23 protein-coding genes are annotated in these 18,122 nt (G+C 38.3%); 21 read left to right on the top strand and 2 right to left on the bottom strand.

The window, feature by feature from the left end:
- The first annotated feature begins 405 nt into the window (after positions 1-405).
- The 21 genes from AC4IFE_RS19755 (at position 406) to AC4IFE_RS19655 (ending at position 16,788) form a co-directional block, all read left to right on the top strand.
- Positions 406-1,815, top strand: a complete 1,410-nt coding sequence (locus AC4IFE_RS19755; RefSeq protein ID WP_490758830.1) for a TolC family protein — start codon at positions 406-408, stop codon at positions 1,813-1,815.
- Positions 1,816-1,832: 17 nt separating this feature from the next.
- Positions 1,833-2,789: an HlyD family secretion protein gene (locus AC4IFE_RS19750; RefSeq protein WP_490758829.1), complete on the top strand. Its 957-nt coding sequence runs from the start codon at positions 1,833-1,835 to the stop codon at positions 2,787-2,789.
- 5 nt (positions 2,790-2,794) lie between these two features.
- Positions 2,795-3,979: an ABC transporter permease gene (locus tag AC4IFE_RS19745; protein ID WP_490758828.1), complete on the top strand. Its 1,185-nt coding sequence runs from the start codon at positions 2,795-2,797 to the stop codon at positions 3,977-3,979.
- A 244-nt stretch (positions 3,980-4,223) separates the two neighbouring features.
- The gene (locus AC4IFE_RS19740) at positions 4,224-4,679 is read left to right on the top strand and encodes a DUF1569 domain-containing protein (RefSeq protein WP_490758827.1); all 456 of its coding nucleotides are present in this window, start codon (positions 4,224-4,226) and stop codon (positions 4,677-4,679) included.
- Positions 4,680-4,691: 12 nt separating this feature from the next.
- The gene (locus tag AC4IFE_RS19735; protein WP_490758826.1) at positions 4,692-5,162 is read left to right on the top strand and encodes a hypothetical protein; all 471 of its coding nucleotides are present in this window, start codon (positions 4,692-4,694) and stop codon (positions 5,160-5,162) included.
- A 2-nt stretch (positions 5,163-5,164) separates the two neighbouring features.
- Complete coding sequence (locus AC4IFE_RS19730; RefSeq protein ID WP_490758825.1) at positions 5,165-5,572, top strand: hypothetical protein; 408 nt, start codon at positions 5,165-5,167, stop codon at positions 5,570-5,572.
- Positions 5,569-5,940, top strand: coding sequence for a VOC family protein (locus tag AC4IFE_RS19725; RefSeq protein WP_490758824.1), 372 nt, complete (start codon positions 5,569-5,571; stop codon positions 5,938-5,940). Before AC4IFE_RS19730 ends, AC4IFE_RS19725 begins: the two co-directional genes overlap by 4 nt.
- Positions 5,941-5,949: 9 nt before the next feature.
- The gene (locus AC4IFE_RS19720; RefSeq protein ID WP_490758823.1) at positions 5,950-6,492 is read left to right on the top strand and encodes an SRPBCC family protein; all 543 of its coding nucleotides are present in this window, start codon (positions 5,950-5,952) and stop codon (positions 6,490-6,492) included.
- 42 nt (positions 6,493-6,534) lie between these two features.
- Positions 6,535-6,984: a VOC family protein gene (locus tag AC4IFE_RS19715; protein ID WP_490758822.1), complete on the top strand. Its 450-nt coding sequence runs from the start codon at positions 6,535-6,537 to the stop codon at positions 6,982-6,984.
- Between the two features lie 138 nt (positions 6,985-7,122).
- On the top strand, positions 7,123-7,515 hold the full coding sequence (locus AC4IFE_RS19710) for a DUF1398 domain-containing protein (protein WP_490758821.1): 393 nt from the start codon (positions 7,123-7,125) through the stop codon (positions 7,513-7,515).
- A 124-nt stretch (positions 7,516-7,639) separates the two neighbouring features.
- A complete protein-coding gene (locus AC4IFE_RS19705; protein ID WP_490758820.1) occupies positions 7,640-8,317 on the top strand; it encodes a DUF2490 domain-containing protein in 678 nt (225 codons plus the stop codon).
- An 87-nt stretch (positions 8,318-8,404) separates the two neighbouring features.
- Positions 8,405-9,409, top strand: a complete 1,005-nt coding sequence (locus tag AC4IFE_RS19700; RefSeq protein WP_490758819.1) for a bestrophin family protein — start codon at positions 8,405-8,407, stop codon at positions 9,407-9,409.
- A gap of 112 nt (positions 9,410-9,521) precedes the next feature.
- On the top strand, positions 9,522-11,135 hold the full coding sequence (locus tag AC4IFE_RS19695; protein ID WP_490758818.1) for a Na+/H+ antiporter: 1,614 nt from the start codon (positions 9,522-9,524) through the stop codon (positions 11,133-11,135).
- Positions 11,136-11,155: 20 nt separating this feature from the next.
- The gene (locus AC4IFE_RS19690) at positions 11,156-11,581 is read left to right on the top strand and encodes an SRPBCC family protein (RefSeq protein WP_490758817.1); all 426 of its coding nucleotides are present in this window, start codon (positions 11,156-11,158) and stop codon (positions 11,579-11,581) included.
- Positions 11,582-11,585: 4 nt separating this feature from the next.
- Positions 11,586-12,092 carry a GNAT family N-acetyltransferase gene (locus AC4IFE_RS19685; protein ID WP_490758816.1) on the top strand — a complete coding sequence of 169 codons (507 nt, stop codon included), beginning with the start codon at positions 11,586-11,588 and terminating at the stop codon, positions 12,090-12,092.
- The gene (locus AC4IFE_RS19680; protein WP_490758815.1) at positions 12,092-12,475 is read left to right on the top strand and encodes a VOC family protein; all 384 of its coding nucleotides are present in this window, start codon (positions 12,092-12,094) and stop codon (positions 12,473-12,475) included. Before AC4IFE_RS19685 ends, AC4IFE_RS19680 begins: the two co-directional genes overlap by 1 nt.
- Positions 12,476-12,510: 35 nt before the next feature.
- Positions 12,511-13,533 (top strand): glutaminyl-peptide cyclotransferase, encoded by a 1,023-nt coding sequence (locus AC4IFE_RS19675; RefSeq protein WP_490758814.1) that lies wholly within the window; start codon positions 12,511-12,513, stop codon positions 13,531-13,533.
- 103 nt (positions 13,534-13,636) lie between these two features.
- Entirely contained in the window at positions 13,637-14,662 is a 1,026-nt protein-coding gene (locus AC4IFE_RS19670; protein WP_490758833.1) for a glutaminyl-peptide cyclotransferase, read from the top strand.
- A 79-nt stretch (positions 14,663-14,741) separates the two neighbouring features.
- On the top strand, positions 14,742-15,707 hold the full coding sequence (locus AC4IFE_RS19665; protein ID WP_490758813.1) for a hypothetical protein: 966 nt from the start codon (positions 14,742-14,744) through the stop codon (positions 15,705-15,707).
- 30 nt (positions 15,708-15,737) lie between these two features.
- The gene (locus AC4IFE_RS19660) at positions 15,738-16,352 is read left to right on the top strand and encodes a deoxynucleoside kinase (protein WP_034705905.1); all 615 of its coding nucleotides are present in this window, start codon (positions 15,738-15,740) and stop codon (positions 16,350-16,352) included.
- Between the two features lie 85 nt (positions 16,353-16,437).
- A complete protein-coding gene (locus AC4IFE_RS19655) occupies positions 16,438-16,788 on the top strand; it encodes an ArsC/Spx/MgsR family protein (RefSeq protein WP_490758812.1) in 351 nt (116 codons plus the stop codon).
- 36 nt (positions 16,789-16,824) lie between these two features.
- On the opposite strand, the gene AC4IFE_RS19650 is transcribed toward AC4IFE_RS19655, so the two are convergent.
- Positions 16,825-17,130, bottom strand: a complete 306-nt coding sequence (locus AC4IFE_RS19650; RefSeq protein WP_111954775.1) for a DUF493 family protein — start codon at positions 17,128-17,130, stop codon at positions 16,825-16,827.
- 41 nt (positions 17,131-17,171) lie between these two features.
- Positions 17,172-17,843: a DUF4197 family protein gene (locus AC4IFE_RS19645; protein WP_490758811.1), complete on the bottom strand. Its 672-nt coding sequence runs from the start codon at positions 17,841-17,843 to the stop codon at positions 17,172-17,174.
- Between the last annotated feature and the right edge of the window lie 279 nt (positions 17,844-18,122).

The raw sequence follows: 18,122 nt of genomic DNA, 5'->3' as shown, positions 1-18,122 counted from the left end.
CTTTGCAGATTGAATAGTTCACCTCTGCTTTTCTTTGAATAAAGTTATCTCTTTTTAATTGAATACAAAGTAAAGGCAGATTTAGCAGGTAACGCAGATCTGTTTGGAAAAAATAATTATTCATTGTCTTACTTAAAAATCAATGATTAACCTTAAAAACTTCACCACTCTTAATGGTTTAAATTATGGTATAATACATTTCGGAAACAATGATGAATACAAATAATTTAATTTTTTTTCACTTAAAACGCCACTCAAATTAATCTTAAACAGATGGGCTATCCTAATCAAAAATAGAGGATTAAAACTAAACACTTTTTAAACTTACTTTAAATTCACCATAATGACGAATTATCTTCGTGGTTTTAACAAATTTTTGCATTATATTTGTTGTAAACATAAACCATGAAAAACAATTTATTGATTTTTACGTTTAGTTTTTTGGCTTTCCCGGCTTTTTGTTGGGCACAGTCTGCGCCGGACTTTAAAGAACTTTTAGACAGTGCTATTGTCCGGGATTCTGATCTCAAAATGCAGATCACCCAGAACAAACTTACAGACCTTGACGGACACAAACTGAAAGACATTTTTCTTCCCACACTGGAAGTAAGCGGCCAGGTCGGATATCTGAATGCGACCGCAAGACTCACATCGCCGGAAATCAACCTCGCACCTTTTATCAATATTCCTGAAGGCAGTTTTAACAATAATCTCAATGTTTCCGGTTTCTCAGGAATTGCAAAAGCAGATGCCAAAATGCTTCTCTACTCAGGAGGAAAGGTAAAATACCTGAAAAAAGCCAATGAAGAAAAGAAAATCTCCGAAGATATTCTGCTTGAAAAAACGAAAGATGATGTGGTAGCCAATATTTCTAAGGCATATGATCAGCTGGCATTAATTCATCAGTCTAAAAATGTGCTGGATGAAAGTAAAAAAAGACTGGATATCAATCGGAAAACAGCAGATAAAGCTTTGGGTTATGGCCTGATTACTCCCTATGATCACAAAAAAATAGAACTGGCACAGGCCACTTTGAATGCTAAAATGGTGGAATATGAGGGCAAAAAAGAGCTTCTTCTTACTCAACTGTATATTCTGACAGGAATTAATAAAGAACGCCTTAGAATGATTGATCCTGTACTTTCCCCCGTAGAACTTTTATCTTCAGAAAAAGGAATAGAGGAAAGAGCCGAAGTCCGTGCACTGGAACATGGAATAACAGCAGCAGATTACAAAATAAAAGCCGAAAGAACCTGGATGATCCCGAAAGTACAGCTGATGGCCTCCGCCTATTATATCGGGCTTTATGGAAGCCGTATCAAAACTTCGGAAAATGTAATCCCTGCAGTTCCGGCGCTGGGCTATGAAGGGGCAAAACTGAACTGGAGACCTACCAATATAAATATACTTCCATTATTGACGGCCGGTGTAGGCTTTAAATGGGAGATCTTTGACGGAAAAGAAGGAAAACACGCAGAAGAAACCGCAAAGGTTGGAAAAGAAGTTCTTCAGAATAAAAAAGAAGATGCCTTAAAAAAACTAACCCTGAATCTGGCTAATAATCAAACCAATTATGATATTGCAACAGCACAGATCACTCTGAAAGCAAAAGAAAAAGAACTCGCTAAAAATGCTCTGATTCAGGCTGAAAAAGAATTCAGATACGGAATGAGCAAGTCTTCACAGCTCATTGATGCTGAAAATGACCTTGAATTGGCAGAGCTTGAATACCAAAATGCCCTTTTTAACCAGAGACGGGCAGGAATAGAGCTGATGAGATCCACTCAGGAGCTTGATATTACCAAACTTTATTAATCCTTACCATTAAAATGATGCATAAAAATATATTGATACTCTTTGCTGTTCTTTTTCTAGTAGGGAGCTGCAGTGAAAAAAAAGAAAACCTGAATGATTCCGAAGGAAAGGCCAAAAAGGATGTAATCTCCTTTGCCCCTAAAGTAACCGGAAGAATCTTAAAAATATACGTTACTGAAGGCCAGACCGTAAAAAAAGGCGATACCCTGGCATTACTTGATGTCCCGGAGGTTTCTGCTAAAATTGCACAGGCTCAGGGAGCGGTAAGTGCTGCAACGGCTCAGGAGCAGATGGCAAAAAACGGTGCTACGGCAGATCAGCTGAGGCAGCTTCAGGCTAAATATAAAGGCTTGAAAGAGCAGTATGAATTCGCTCAGAAATCCTTTAAAAGAGCCAATAATATGTACCGTGACAGTCTTATGTCGCCTCAGGCATACGATGAGGTCTATGCCAAACTTCAGGGTGCTAAAGCCCAGTATGATGCGGTTGTTGCTGAACTGGATGATGTACAGAGAGGAACCCGGGTAGAAAAAGTGGAAATGGCAGCAGGGCAGGCTTCACAGGCTAAAGGTGCTCTTCAGGAAGCTAATGTAGCCTATTCCGAAAGATATATTATCGCAACCAATGATATGGAAATAGAAACCATCAGCCTGAATACAGGAGAGCTGGCTACAGCTGGTTTTGCATTGTTCAACGGATATATTCCCGAAAGCACCTATTTCAGATTTACAGTTCCTGAAAGCGCTATTGCCAGATACAAAAAAGGGCAGGAAGTGAATATGCAGGTTGTTTATAATAAAGAAACTCTGACAGGGACAATCGTTTATATCAAGCAGCTGACAAGATATGCGGATATTACAACGGCCTATCCTGATTATCAGCTGCAGGACGCCGTTTACGAGATCAAAGTAAAGCCTGCAGATATGAATAAGGCCAAAAGTATATTGGTGAATGCTAACGTTATCCTGAAATAATAATCATGAAAGAATTTTTTCGGCTTTTAAAACGGGAATTCAAGCTATTTATCGGCAATTCTACCCTGAGGACCGTATTTTTTCTGGCCCCGGTATTCTATGCCACACTGCTGGGTTTCGTCTATAAAAGCGGAAAAGTTGAAAATACACCGGTACTGGTGATCGACAGGGATAATACGCCTTTGTCCAGCCAGCTGACCGATATGCTGGATGATAACAAAAGTATCAGTATCATTAAATATGTTCAGGAACCTCTCAGCATAAAAGATGAAGTGATCCGGCATGAAGCCGCAGCTGTAGTTATCATTCCGCCCAGGTTTGAGGCGGAAATGCTTCAGAAAAAGTATCCCGAACTCAATGTATACGTCAATACCGGAAATGTCCTTACTGCCAATTTTGCTTCCAAAGCACTTCAGCTTACCATAGGAACCTTCTCTGCCGGAGCATCAATCAAAGCTTTGCAGAAAGCCGGAATGCCCGCTACAAAAGCTGCTACACAATATGAGCCATTCAAGGCGAACTATATCACACTTTTCAATACTACCGGAAATTACCTGATCTTCATGTGGCCGGCTATGCTGGCTGTGGTTTTGCAGCAGGTCATTCTTTTGGCAATGGCGGTAAGTTTTGCCGCTGAGTTTGAAAGAGGCTCATTTGTAAAAGAATACCTGAAGATGAAAAAATGGGCCTTCCCCACGATGCTGATCAAGGTGATTCCGATCTGGGTTTTCTCCATTCTTATTGTCGGGGTCTATTACTTTATGCATATGATTTTCAGGGTTCCGATGCCGGAAGGAATACTCAATTTTATTCTTCTTACGGCGGTATTTGTAGGCTCTGCTTCATTTTTAGGCGTATTCATCAGTATATTGATTCCTGATGCATTGAAGGCAACTCAAATCCTGATGGTCATCGCGTCCCCTGCCTTCATCATCAGTGGGTTTACATGGCCTTTGAGTGCGATGCCGGCTTTTGTTCAGTTCATTGCCAACATTATTCCCCTGACTCCTTTTCTCCAGGCTTTTAAAATTTTACTGATTCAGAAAGGTTCCGTGGAGCTCACATTTCCATACTTAAAACATTTAAGTATTTTACTTTTAGTATATGCTGTCCTGGGCTGGATTGCCTTAAAAATTAAGCTTTGGTTTATATTTAAAAATGCCGCACCGAAAGAAGTTGAAAACGCCTGAGAATATTAATGTAAGAATTGAAGCAAACCTTTATCTTGTACTGACAATTCGCAACCGGAATACTATATAAAAGCTTAAATATTAAATCAGTCTACACTCATATTTATCTCGAAACCAGCATCCCTGAACCCATACCACGAAACCCATACCCCGTATTCAGAAAACACGTCACCGTTTTTTTAATCACCCTGTAAAAATCAAAAGAAAAAACTGATATATTTGCTTTCAGATAATTAGACATATTATGGAAAATGTATTTGATGCAAAAGATGCTCAAAACTATATTGACAGGATAAATAAGCTGGTAGAAGATACCCATGGTTTATGGGGTAAAATGACGGTTGATCAGATGCTTGCCCACTGCAGCGTATCCTACGAAATGGTGTATGAACCCGAAAAGCATAAAAAACCGGGCTCTATTGCGAAATTTATCTTAAAGACTTTTGTAAAACCTAAAGTGGTCGGGGAAAAGGCTTATCCGAGAGATTCCCCTACAGCTCCACAGTTTTTAATTACCGGGAGGAAAAACTTTGAAGAAGAAAAGAGAAGGCTGATTGGCTTTATACAAAAAACACAGCAGTTGGGCCCGGAGGCTTTTGATGGAAAAGAATCATTTTCTTTTGGTAAACTGACTTCACAGGAATGGAATAACATGTTTGCCAAGCATCTGAACCATCACCTTTCCCAATTTGGCGTTTAAACATTACACATTATGAAAAAACTTTTATGGATCCTCATTCTTGCCTGCAATTTTGCATGGGGGCAAATGCCGGATATTTCAACGGTCTGGCTCAACAACAGTAAACCTTATACCGGAACAATAGGAGACCGCGGACAGGAGCTGAAACTCAAGGTCAATATTTCCGAGCAGAATAAGAAAAATGACCAGGAATACTTTATTTCCGGCTATTCTCTTGTGGATAACAACTATGCTAAATATGAAGGTAAAATTACCATCACGAAGTATAGGGATGCCAAAAGAAAAGGAGTAGTATTTGGAGATTATGAACTGGCAGAAGAACCCAAAGGAAAGCATTCCGGTATTTTTAAAGGTAAATTTATTTATACCTTCAAATGGAATAAAAAAACTGAAAAAGTAGAAGGGCAGTATATAGAATTTATTGGAGATTGGAAAAGTTATGACGGGAAACTGGACTTCAAAACCCGTTTAAAAAATCAATAGCCATGTTAAGAAGAATACTGGCTGTTCCGGCCGGACTCATTGCAGGCATTATCTGCATTACTGTCATTGAAAAAATAGGCCATCAGCTGTATCCGCCTCCTGCCGGAGCTGCAGGCGGTGATATGACAGCCATGAAAGACTATGTTGCCCATGCTCCCTTTATGGCGCTTTTCTTTGTGATCATTGGATATGCGCTGGCTGCTTTCGTTTCGGGATTTGCAGCTTCAAAAACTGCTGACAATGGAAAGCATACCTCTGCAGCAGTTTGTGGAGTTATTTTCCTGCTTATAACCATCTATATGATGTTTTCTCTGCCTACTCCGGTTTGGTTTTGGATCTTGGGAATTCTTGTATGGGGATTAGTGTTTGCAGGAAGTGCATTAGCTTTAAAAAAAATAAAACACATATGAAATTAGGAGCATTCTCTATCAGCTTAAGCGTAAAAGATCTTCAGAAGTCTAAGGATTTTTACGAAAAACTAGGTTTTACCGCTATGGGCGGAAGTATGGAACAGAATTATCTGATCATGAAAAGCGGAAGTACTTTGGTTGGTCTGTTCCAGGCAATGTTTGACGGAAATATGCTTACCTTCAATCCGGGGTGGGATGAAAATGCCCAAAATCTGGAATCTTTTGATGACGTACGTGATATTCAGAAACATTTAAAAGAAAATGGGGTAGAGCTTGAAAAAGCAGCAGATGAAACCACTTCAGGACCGGAACATATTTTCCTGAAAGATCCTGACGGCAATATGATATTAATCGACCAGCACCGATAATCAAAGTCTATGAAAATATTAAAAAGAATTATCCTTGTCTTAGCTTCTATCCTTATTTTATGGATGGTTATAGCTGTTTTTATCTCAGGAGACTGTGTTTATGAAAAATCAGTAACGATCAATGCGCCTGTTGAAAAAGTATGGCAGCAGACTAACACGCTGAAAGCAATGGACCAGTGGAGTCCCTGGAATGATCTGGATCCTGGAATGAAAAAAGACTGGACCGGAACTACCGGACAGCCCGGTGAAAAAGTATGCTGGGACAGTGAAAAAGATGCAGCTGGAAAAGGATGTCAGGAAGTAAAAAAAATTGATGCAGCCGGTAAAAGAATTGATACAAATATTAAGTTCTTAACACCCTATGAAAGTGAAGCCAATGCCTACGTGAAAGTTGTTCCGGAAGGCAGTGGAAGTAAGGCGACCTGGGGGTTGACCTCAAAAATACCTTATCCCTTCACGGTAATGAAATTGTTTATGAATATGGAAGATGCTATTGGAAAAGATTACCAGAAAGGACTTTCGAGGTTAAAAGAATTATCTGAGAGACCTTAAAACAGAAACTCATTAAAACTTAACTCATAAAAAAAACAATCAATGGCATCAGTAAACGTTTATTTAACATTTAATGGAAACTGCAAAGAAGCATTCGACTTTTACAAATCAGTTTTCGGAGGAGAATATCCTTACATCGGAACTTTCGGGGAAATGCCTCCAATGGAAGGCAAAGAAACTCCTGAAGAAGATAAAAACAAAATCATGCACGTTTCTCTTCCAATTTCAAAAGAAACCATTTTAATGGGAAGTGATACGGGTGGAGAATGGGCTTCTCACTACAAGCCTGGAAACAATTTTTCTATTTCCATCAATGCAGAATCTAAAGAAGAGGCAGATAAATTATTTGGCGGACTTTCTGCCGGAGGACAGATAACAATGCCTATGGCAGATACTTTCTGGGGAGCTTATTTTGGAATGTTTACCGATAAATTCGGAATCAACTGGATGGTAAATTATGACGATCCTGCGAAAATGCAGCAGCATCCTTAAGATTATTTTATACGAAATATAGTTAATGACCGGTGGAAATATCTGCCGGTTTTACTTTATATTTTTATTCCAAAAAACATAATTTAGAGTGCCGGAAAAGACCGGAATGTAAACAATTAAAACAAATAAAAAACAGTGATGAAATTTACAATTGAACAGATTAAAGCAGAACACCAGAAAGTAAAAAGCGGAGCAGATTTCCCTGCATATATCCAGGCTTTAAAGAATTTAGGCGTTTCGAACTATACAGCGTATGTTACGGATGGCAATACTCAGTATTTTGATACGGATAACGAAACAGCACAGACCGGAAGGAAGTATAACGACCTTACCGTTTCAGAACATCTGGATATTGACCGGTTTAAAACAAGATTAAAGCTTCACCAGCAGGGAGGAACAGATTATCTTACTTTCTGTAATGACTGTGCGGAAAACGGAGTGGAAGGCTGGAAAATGGATCTTAATGCAATGACCTGTACTTATTTTGATACAGAAGGCAATGATATTCTTGTAGAGCAGATTCCGGGTTAATTAAGAACTATACCTACATTAATTTGAAATATGTTTAATTCAATTCTCCATTCATTATTGTTTGTTATTATTGATTTAAATTATTAATTTTGTTATGTACGATAGATAATAGTAATTGAATAACATGGTAAAGATCTTTACGAAGCTGGTATTTACAGTATTGAGTCTGGGGTCAATAGCGACATTTGCACAGAAAAGTGATTTGGGAGCATGGTACACGTATGTTGGAAATAATAAGATCAGCAAGAAGCTGAACTGGCACAACGAAATCCAGTACCGGAACTTTGATGCAGCAGGAGACCTCGAACAGCTGTTGATCCGTACAGGAATTGGATATGATCTGACGGAAAATAACAATAACGTTTTGCTGGGTTACGGTTTTATTTTAAGCCAGCCGTATGTGAACGGTGAAAAAAAAGAAAATATTGAGCATAGAATTTTCCAGCAGTTTATTACAAAACAGAAATTCGGACGTTTTAATTTGCAGCACAGATACCGTTTGGAAGAACGTTTTCTGCAGGATGATTTCAGGATGAGATTCCGTTATATGATTGGTCTGAATATACCGATCACTCAAAAAGAAATGCTCCCGAAATCCCTGTATGCTTCCGTATATAATGAGATTTTCCTGAATTTTGACAGTCCGGTTTTCGACAGGAACAGGGTATATGGAGCTTTAGGCTATGTTATCAATAAAAATATGCGGATAGAAGCAGGCTATATGAACCAGATCCAGGAAAACAGAAACCGCGGGCAGATCCAGATCGGTTTTTATAATAATATTCCTTTTAATAAAAATTAACAGTAACAGTTCATGCCGAATGCCTTGATGAAGAAAAAAACGGTTAGTTTAGAAGAATATAATCAACAGACTAAAAAATAAACACATATGCATTCAGGGAAAAGATTTGGGGCGCTGGAGTTCGCCACCTGGACAAGACGCAGTATCTATGTTCTGACGATATTGTCGGCGATACCGACAGTACTATACTTTCTGGGCTGGAAATTTGTTTCCGTTCCCTGGCAGCCGATCGCCATTCTGGGGACCGCAGTAGCTTTTATTGTAGGTTTTAAAAACAATGCCAGCTACAGCAGACTTTGGGAAGCCAGGCAGATTTATGGTGCTATCATCAATGACAGCCGCAGTTTCGGATATATTCTGAGAGATTCTCTTTCTGCGAAAGATCCTCAAAAAGTAAAAGAAATGTTTCTCCGTCATTATGCATGGCTTACGGCACTCCGTTTTCAGCTGAGAGAGCCCAGAGCCTGGGAAAATATGGGAACCGCGCAGTATGATGAATATTCCAAAAAATATGATATCCCGGAAAGACTCAGTCAGCTGGATGATGAGCTGAAAAAGTATCTTTCTGAAAGCGAGCTTCAATATATTTTAAGTAAAAAAAACAGGGCCACCCAGTTAATGGCTACCCAAAGCAAAGAATTATCCGAAGCTTATACCAGAGGAGATATCAATGATTTCCAATGGACACAGATCAACCAGCAGCTGGTGAAATTTACCGATGATCAGGGAAAAGCAGAAAGGATCAAGAACTTTCCCTACCCAAGAAACTTCTCATCCATTACAACATATCTTTTGCTTCTGTTTATTCTTTTTGTCCCTTTTGGATTACTGAAAGAACTGGATAAACTAGGGGAAGGAACCACTTTGGAGGGTTGGACGATATGGTTCAATATTCCATTTTCACTGATGGTAACATGGTGTTTCCATACGCTGGACAGCGTTGGGGAAGCTTCCGTAAACCCTTTTGAAGGAAGCCCGAATGATGTGCCGATCACACAAATCAGCCGTACCATAGAGATTGATATGAGAGATATGCTGGATGAAGCTGATATTCCGCCGGCTATTACTCCAAAAAATAATATTGTTCTTTAAAATAGAATCAGGCTCAAAGGTGATTAATTTGTTTACATAAAATAATCAAACTAAAAAAAGCCTTCTTTTTTGACCAACTTCAAATCGAAAACAATTAAAAAAACAAATCAAAATGATTCACAGTTATGTTATCATATCCATTGCGGTTCTTTTATCTGTAATGATATTGGTGATGATAGGGCAAAAGCTGAAAGTAGCTTATCCCATTTTCCTGGTTATTGCTGGTCTTCTGATCAGCCTGGTCCCGGGAATGCCGCATATTGAAATAGAGCCGGATCTTGTATTCCTGATCTTCCTTCCCCCGATTCTTTTTGAAGCGGCCTGGTTTACCTCATGGCAGGATTTTCACAAATGGAGAAAGCAGATCTTTTCAATGGCCTTCGGACTTGTATTTTTAACTTCAGTTGTCGTGGCTTATCTTTCGTCTTCCATTATCCCGGGACTTACCGTCGCCATGGGCTTCCTGCTCGGAGGGGTGAATTCCCCGCCTGATGCAGTAGCAGCCACTTCTGTCCTTAAACATATGAAAATCCCTAAAAAGATCACCAGTATTCTGGAAGGCGAAAGTCTCATCAATGATGCTTCCAGTTTAATTGTATTTAAATTTGCTCTAGCAGCTGTGATTTCAGGGCAGTTTATATGGAGAGATGCTGTTCAGGATTTCTTTCTGATGGCGGTAGGCGGAGTGGCAGTGGGAATAGCCGCAGGACTTCTGTTTGGAGCACTATTAAGGATCATCCCTTCCAACTCCAATATTGATACGGTGATTACGCTGATTGTTCCGTACATCATGTATGTAGGAGCAGAGCACTTCCATTTTTCAGGAGTATTGGCGGTGGTTGCAGGAGGTCTTTTGATGTCGTATAATTCACATTGCTATTTAAGTCATACCTCAAGAATACAATCAGGAAATGTCTGGAGTGTACTCATATTCCTGATGAATACCATTATTTTTATCCTTATCGGTCTCGAGCTTCCGGTGGTGGTTGCTGCTATGAAAGATTATACAATTTCAGAGGGAATTTTTTACAGCCTTGTGATTGGTGGAGCTATTATTTTTACGAGAATACTGTACAGCTATGCCGTCATGTATTTCCCGAGGCTCTGTTCAAAAGAATTAAGATTGAAAGTTCCAAAACCGGACTGGCGGGAACCTTTTATCATCAGTTTTGCTGCCATGAGAGGAGTGGTTTCGCTGGCTGCAGCACTTTCAATTCCTGCTTTTTTACCAAACGGAGAAGCTTTTCCGCACCGTAATATTATTTTATTCGTAACTTTCGTCATTATATTGATCACGCTGGTAGGACAGGGACTTCTTCTGACTCCGATTCTGAAATGGTTAAAGATAGATGATGCAGGCAGTGAGCTGCCCGAAGAAAAACAGGAGGTGATCCTTATGCGTAAACTTAAAGAAACAGCATTGCATAAAATGGAAAATGATTTTTCCGACCTGGCAGAAAAAAATACTTTGGTTCGTCACCAGAAACATAAGCTGGAAACTGAAATGATGCTGATGGCGGATAAAGCCCAATGTATGGCATCTACAGGTGATTACGTCAATGCGATTAATGAAAATAAAGATGTGCTCCGCCAGATCATTCAGGCTCAGAGAAACGAGCTGCACAGAATGAAAAAGGAGAAAATTTTTGATGACCATGTCATGAGAACCATTGAAATGCAGCTGGATTTTGATGAAGCAAAGATCACCGGATTCTCCCACAGTTAAACAAATTAAACCTTAATGCGATGAATACACCAATCACTGTTCAGTACAAAATAAATGTTCCGGCAGAAAAAGTCTGGAAAGCATTGACTGATAAAAAAGAAATGAAATTCTGGTATTTTGATATCCAGGATTTTACTTTGGAAGCAGGCAAAGAGTTTAATTTCTATGAGCCCGGTGAAGAAAAAAAATACCATCATCAATGTCGTATTCTGGAAATTATTCCCAATAAAAAATTGAAACATACCTGGTCATATCCTGAATTGTCAGATGTTGTAACTACCGTAACCTGGGAGCTTCAGAAAGAAGATATCGGAACGTTGGTAACATTGACCCATGATCATATTGAGGGCTTCGATAGCTTGAGCGAAAACTTTTCAAGGAAAAGTTTTACCGAAGGCTGGAACGGAATTATTGGAAAGAGTATGAAAGACTATCTGGAAAAATAAAGATATGGTTGAACTTCAGATTTTTAAAGCAAAAGATGCTCCTGAACTCATCTCTAAAATAAAAGACAAAAGAGCACTTCTTCAATTTGCCGGTCCTGCCTATCATTTTCCGCTGACAAAAGAACAGCTGGAAAATGATCTTGAAAATGAAAGCAGATTCATGTTCAGGGTTTTTGATCAATCAGAACAAAATGTGATCGGCCATGCCCAGATCTTCCTGAAAGAAAAGACCTTTCTGCTTGGAAGAATCCTGATCTGGGATGAAAACAATAGGGGAAAAGGCTATGGGAAAAAAATAGTACAGGAACTGTTGAAATATGGCTTTAAACACTTTGACAGAGAAAAAGCTGAACTGAATGTGTATGACTGGAATATCGGAGCGATTGAATGCTACAAAAGAGTAGGATTTGAGATTGATCCGGACGTTATGAGTGAAGTAAGTATTGATAACGAGCTATGGCTTTCCATTAATATGAAAATTAATAAGGATACTTTTGAATCCCTGAAATAATGACAACATTTACAGCGCTGCGCCCCGTACTCTGGACTGAAAATTTAGACGACACAGTAAGCTTTTACATCCATATCCTTGGCTTTACTTTAATGGGGAGAAATGACGACTGGCAGTGGGCCTCACTCCGTAGAGATAATGTGCAGATCATGCTTTCCCGGCCCAATATTCATGAAAAAACAATTGGAATAGGTTTTACAGGTTCATTTTATTTCAATGTCGATAACGTTGATGATCTCTGGGAAGATCTTAAAACAAAAGCAAAAATCTGCTACGAGATTGAAACTTTTGAATGGGATATGAGGGAGTTTGCGGTATATGACAACAACGGTTATATATTACAATTTGGACAACCTGTGGATTATATTGGCAATACGGAATAAAATTTGCTATTTTTGGGGAAATATTTAGAAATTCAATGAAAAAGAATATAATAGTAGGTTTAGCAGTGGTTCTGATGTTGGCATCTTGTAATAAAGATGAGAAAATCCTGAACACTCTGAATGAATATAATAATTCAATGGTAGAAAAAGGATATCATTTCGGTGATAAACTTGAGCTTCCAAAAGAGGTGACGGAGAATGCAGAAAGCATCAGTATCAGTTTTGGAGACAAAGAAACTTCAAGCCTGACTGTTGATCCTAAATTCTTTACATTAGGTGATAATGCCGTTACTTTTAACATTAAAACAAAAGGAGGAAAAACCCTTAATCAGGATGCCACCATCAATGTATTTGCAAAAAATCCTGAAAAAAACATTGCCTATCAGATTATAGCTGAATATCCGCATGATCCGAAGAATTTTGTACAGGGTTTTCAGATCGAAGGAAATACAATCTATGAAAGTGACGGGCAGAACGGTTCTTCACAGATTCTTAAATATACATTAGGAACTACAACGCCACTTGCTTCTACAAAACAAGCTCAGGAAGACTTCTCCGAAGGAAGCACGATTGTAGGTGATAAAGTATATCAGCTGACTTGGCAGAGTAAAAAAGGCTATATCTATGATAAAAGTTCTTTAAAACTCCTTTCGGAATTTGCTTACCCGAATGTGTTGGGTGAAGGCTGGGGGCTTACCTATGACGGTAAAAACCTGATTGCATCAGATGGAAGCAAGCTTTTATATTTCCTGGATGCAAACAATCCTTCAAAACTGATCAAATATGTTGCGGTGGCAGGAAGTTCCCAGATCTATGATCAGCTGAACGAGCTGGAATACCACAATGGATTTATCTATGCCAATGTATGGCAGAAACCTGTTGTGTTAAAGATCAATCCTGCAACAGGAGAAGTAGTCGGGACATTTGATTTTACAGATATTGCAAAACAGAATACCAAAGGAAGTGATGACGTATTGAACGGGATTACTTTCAAAGGAGATAATATGCTTGTAACCGGTAAAAACTGGCCGAAGATCTATGAAGTTCAGATCAAATAATCTGACTGAAAATTTTTTATAAAAAAATATAGCGTTCCTAAGGAGCGCTATTTTTATGTTTGGACTAAAAAATTACTATTTTTGACGGATGATTAAGAACTCACTGAAAAGAAATATCATCGCCGGTTTAGCAGTCATTTTCCTGCTGTCTTCGTGCAATAACAATGAGAAAATGCTGGATGCTCTGGCTGATTACAACAACTCAAAAGAAGCGAAAGGTTATCATTTCGGAGATAAGCTTAATTTTCCGAAAGAAATAATGGACAATGCGGAAACTATTACCATCAGTTTTGGTGACAATGAGACTTCCAGTCTGACGGTAGATCCTAAATTTTTTACATTAGGAGATAATGAAGTGACCTTGATCATTAAAACCAAAGGTGGAGAAATCTTAAACCAGGATGCAACCATCAATGTTTTCGCGGAAAATCCGGAACAGAATATTTCCTATAGCATCATCGCAGACTATCCTCACGATCCGAATAATTTTGTCGAAGGATTTCTTATGGAAGGCAACACCGTCTACGAAAGCGACGGACTGGACGGTTCTTCCCAGCTTATAAAATATACTTTAGGTTCAGCGACTCCCATGATTACTGAAAAACAGCCGGCAGATGTTTTTTCCGAAGGCTGTGCGGTTGTAGGGGATAAAATTTATCAGCTGACCTATAAAAATAAAATTGGGTTTATTTACGATAAAAATTCATTGAAAAAAATCTCACAGTTCCCATTACCGAATGTTATCGGAGAAGGATGGGGACTGACTTATGACGGTAAAAATCTTGTGGCTACAGATGGTTCAAAAAATCTTTATTTTCTGGATGTCAACGATCCTTCAAAAGTAGTCAGAACAGTAGCCGTTGCCGGACACACCGAAACCTACGACAAACTGAATGAACTGGAATACCACAACGGTTTTATATATTCCAATGTGTGGTATAAACCCATTATTTTAAAGATTAATCCTGCGACGGGAGAAGCGGTTGGCAAGTTTGATTTCACAAAACTGACCGGTGAAAATGATGAGGGGAACAGTGAACATGTTTTGAACGGAATCGCTTTTAAAGGTGATAATATGCTTGTAACAGGGAAAAATTGGGCAAAAATTTTTGAAATTTCAGTTAAATAATTCATTGTTTAAAATTCAAATAAAAGGATGTAAATTGCTGATGTTCCGCATAGGAAAGTTATCTTTACCAAAATAGATTTTGAGACTACTTTATATCATATTCATATTCCTTTTCTGTACAGTAAATGCACAGAAAGCCCTTCCTTTAGACACTCTGAAACTGAAGGAAGCTAAAGACATGCTTGCAGACGATTACGGGAACCTTTACATTTATAAAAATAAAGATTTCAGTTTTACCAAATATGATTCCTTAGGAAAACAGCTTGGTAAAATGATGCTTACGGTTCCGTATAAGGTGCAGTCCGTGCAGAATCCGCTGAGTCTGGCATTATTCTCAGAAAATGCTCAGGAAATGAAATTTGTGGATCAGAATATGAACGAGATCCAGAAGATAGATTTCAGGCAAAAATTCGGGTTTATCAAAATGGCCTATGCCGAAGATCTTCAGCAGCTGTGGCTTCTTGATGACAGTACGAAACGACTGATCCAGTATAACTTCAGGAACGACACAACAATCAATTCTTATCCTTTTGATATCAGTTTTGATGATCTGATGGATCTGCTGGTATTTGAAAATAAAGTCTATATCTTAACCCGGAAACATATCAGGGTATACTCGCTGAAATTTGAAAAAATCTTTGAAGCTCCGCTTGAAAACGGGAAAAGATTCAGACGGGAGAATGATGTTATTTTGGTGGTCGCAGACAATTCTATCCTGAAGTATGATCCCGAAAAAGGGATGATTAAAATTTTTGAAGATAAAGACGCACAAATTGTGGATAAAAACATCCTTTCTTATTTTGAAATCAAAGCGAACAAACTCTATCTTTACAGCCTCGAAAAAACAAAGGAAACTAAACAGCAGACAGAGCCCGAAATCAAGCCGGTTACTCCAGCAGCTCAAGAGCCACCATCTGAACAGCCAGTTGGAACAGACGTGGAAAAAACTGATGCAGAAAAGAAGGAATCTGATGAAAAGGCTCCGGATAATACTCTACAAAAGCTGATAGAAGATACATCCGAGGTTCACGCTGCAGGTGTTTAGTCAGGATTAAAATAAAAAATACTAAGGAGAATGCATATTGCAGTTACAGGAAATATTGGTGCCGGTAAAACGACTTTGACCACAATGCTTGCCAAGCATTACGGATGGGATGCACAGTTTGAAGATGTAGACCACAACCCTTACCTTGAAGATTTTTATGCGGATATGAGTAAGTGGAGTTTTGCACTTCAGATCTATTTTTTGGGAAGCAGATTTCGCCAGGTAAAGGAAATCAGGGAAAGTGGCAAGAATATTATCCAGGATCGTACGATCTATGAAGATGCACACATTTTTGCTGAAAACCTGAATGATATGAAACTTCTTTCAGACAGGGATTTCAATAACTATGTATCTGTTTTCGGTCTGATGAAATCTTTCGTCTCTGCTCCGGATCTGTTAATTTACCTTAAGTCTGATGTTCCGAATCTTGTTAAAAAGATCTACAAAAGAGGAAGGGAATATGAAGCATCGATCAGTATAGAATACCTGTCAAAACTTAATCAGAAATACGAAAAATGGATCTCCGATTATACTGAAGGAAAACTTCTGGTGATCGAAGTAGATGATTTGGATTTTGTAGAAAAGCCCGAAGATTTCGGATTTATTCTTGAAAAGATAGAAGCAGAACTGAACGGCTTATTTTAACAAATTTTTATCAGAATTTAAGAGAAGCTCTCCATTTATTCTTCCTAACTTTAAGGAGAAAGTTCAATTATTAAATATTAACATTATGACGGTTAAGGTTTTACACAACGGAAACTGCTCTAAATCAAATGCTGTACTTGAGTATCTTGATGAAAACGGTGTGTCTTTTGAGATCATCAACATCATGGAAGATCCGTTGAGCATCTTGGAAATCAAAACAGTACTGAAAAAGCTGAATCAGAGCGTGTTTCATATGATCCGTAAAGCAGACAAGCTGTACATGGAAAAATATGCTGATAAAAATTATTCTGAAGAAGAATGGATCAAGATCCTGTCCGAAAATCCTTCCCTGATACAAAGGCCTATCCTGATCAAAGGATCCGTTGCTATGCTGGGAAGACCTATTGAGAATGTAAAATTCTTTATTGAAAAATAATAAAAAAAAGTCAGCTTTTCGCTGACTTTTTCTTTTCTACAATAAAATGACACCTTCTATTTTGGCAACATCTTTATAAATATTCACCACCTGATCTGCATCCAGAACGAATGCATTGATATTACAGGCAGTGTATTTTCCGTTTTTGCTTTCGCGGTTTCCCAATGTAAACTTGATGCCGTCAAAAACTTTATAAATTTCAGTAAGTTTTGCCTGATCTGTGGGAATGATAAATTTAAATAAATAATCTTCAGGAAAGTCATGGTGACCTTCCAGTTTTTCCTTCAGAGAATTATAAAAATCCTCCGGGTTAGCGTGTTGGTTTCCTTGTAATATGTCCATCTGCAATTGTTAAGTTATATATAAATATAGCAAAATTTTTTCTATTTTCCAAGCGGTCCAAGCAGGGCTTTGGAGTTCTGATGCTCGTAATCTTCGATAATATTGAACAGTCCGTTTACCAGCTGTTCAGAAGCCAGTCTGCTCAAGCCGCCGGTGTTTATATTGTTGCTGCTTCCACCAAGAAGACTTCCGAGAAGATTATTTCCTGAAAGAGCGGTATTGATTGTTTTTGCAATTCCATATTCATTCAGTTTCTCATCCACTTTGGGCGTAATGGCTGCCACTAGCTGCTGAGAGGTCTTCTCTTTTAAAATCTGCGTTGCTGTAGTACCCTGGATAATTCTCGTAACATCTTGCGCATTTAAACTGTTTACAGCCCCTTGTAGAATAGGCTTTGATGTATTAACAGTATAGGCTGCTGCCTGTGCAATAAAATCTCTTTCCTTAGCTACCAGGGAAGGAGCAATTTTTTCAAGGGTAGAGTTGATGTCTCTAAGTTCCTTTGGAAGAGCTTTGTCTACCATATTATTTTGAAGGAAAGCTTCCTTGTTGCTGTAAATCCCCATTCCTTTATCTATACCGTTCAGTAAAACTCTTTTAATAATAGATAACCCAAGGTCGGAAGTAGCCACTGTTGTGCAGGATTGAACACTGGTAAAAATTAATGTTCCGGTTCCAATTAATAACGCTGCTGCTACAATATATTTTTTCATTGATCTTTTTTATTATTTTTCCAAATATTGCGCCAAAGGTAAACACTATAGCCGTATTAACAAAATATTAAATTCTTGTTACCTATTTGGGGGATTTCTTGTTAAAAGTAAAAGATTTTTAATTAGGCATTTTCTTGTAAATCGATATTTATAATGTAATTTAGTTATCTTAATATAAATTATTTAGCTTTCTTTATAAGATTTATTGGAGTTTTTTAAATTTTTACAATATGTTAACATTGTTCGATTTTTTTTCTATTTTTGAGTAATGTCTTTTTT

The sequence above is a fragment of the Chryseobacterium sp. UF-81 genome, assembly GCF_058245105.1.
This window is presented reverse-complemented; position numbering and strand designations above follow the sequence as displayed.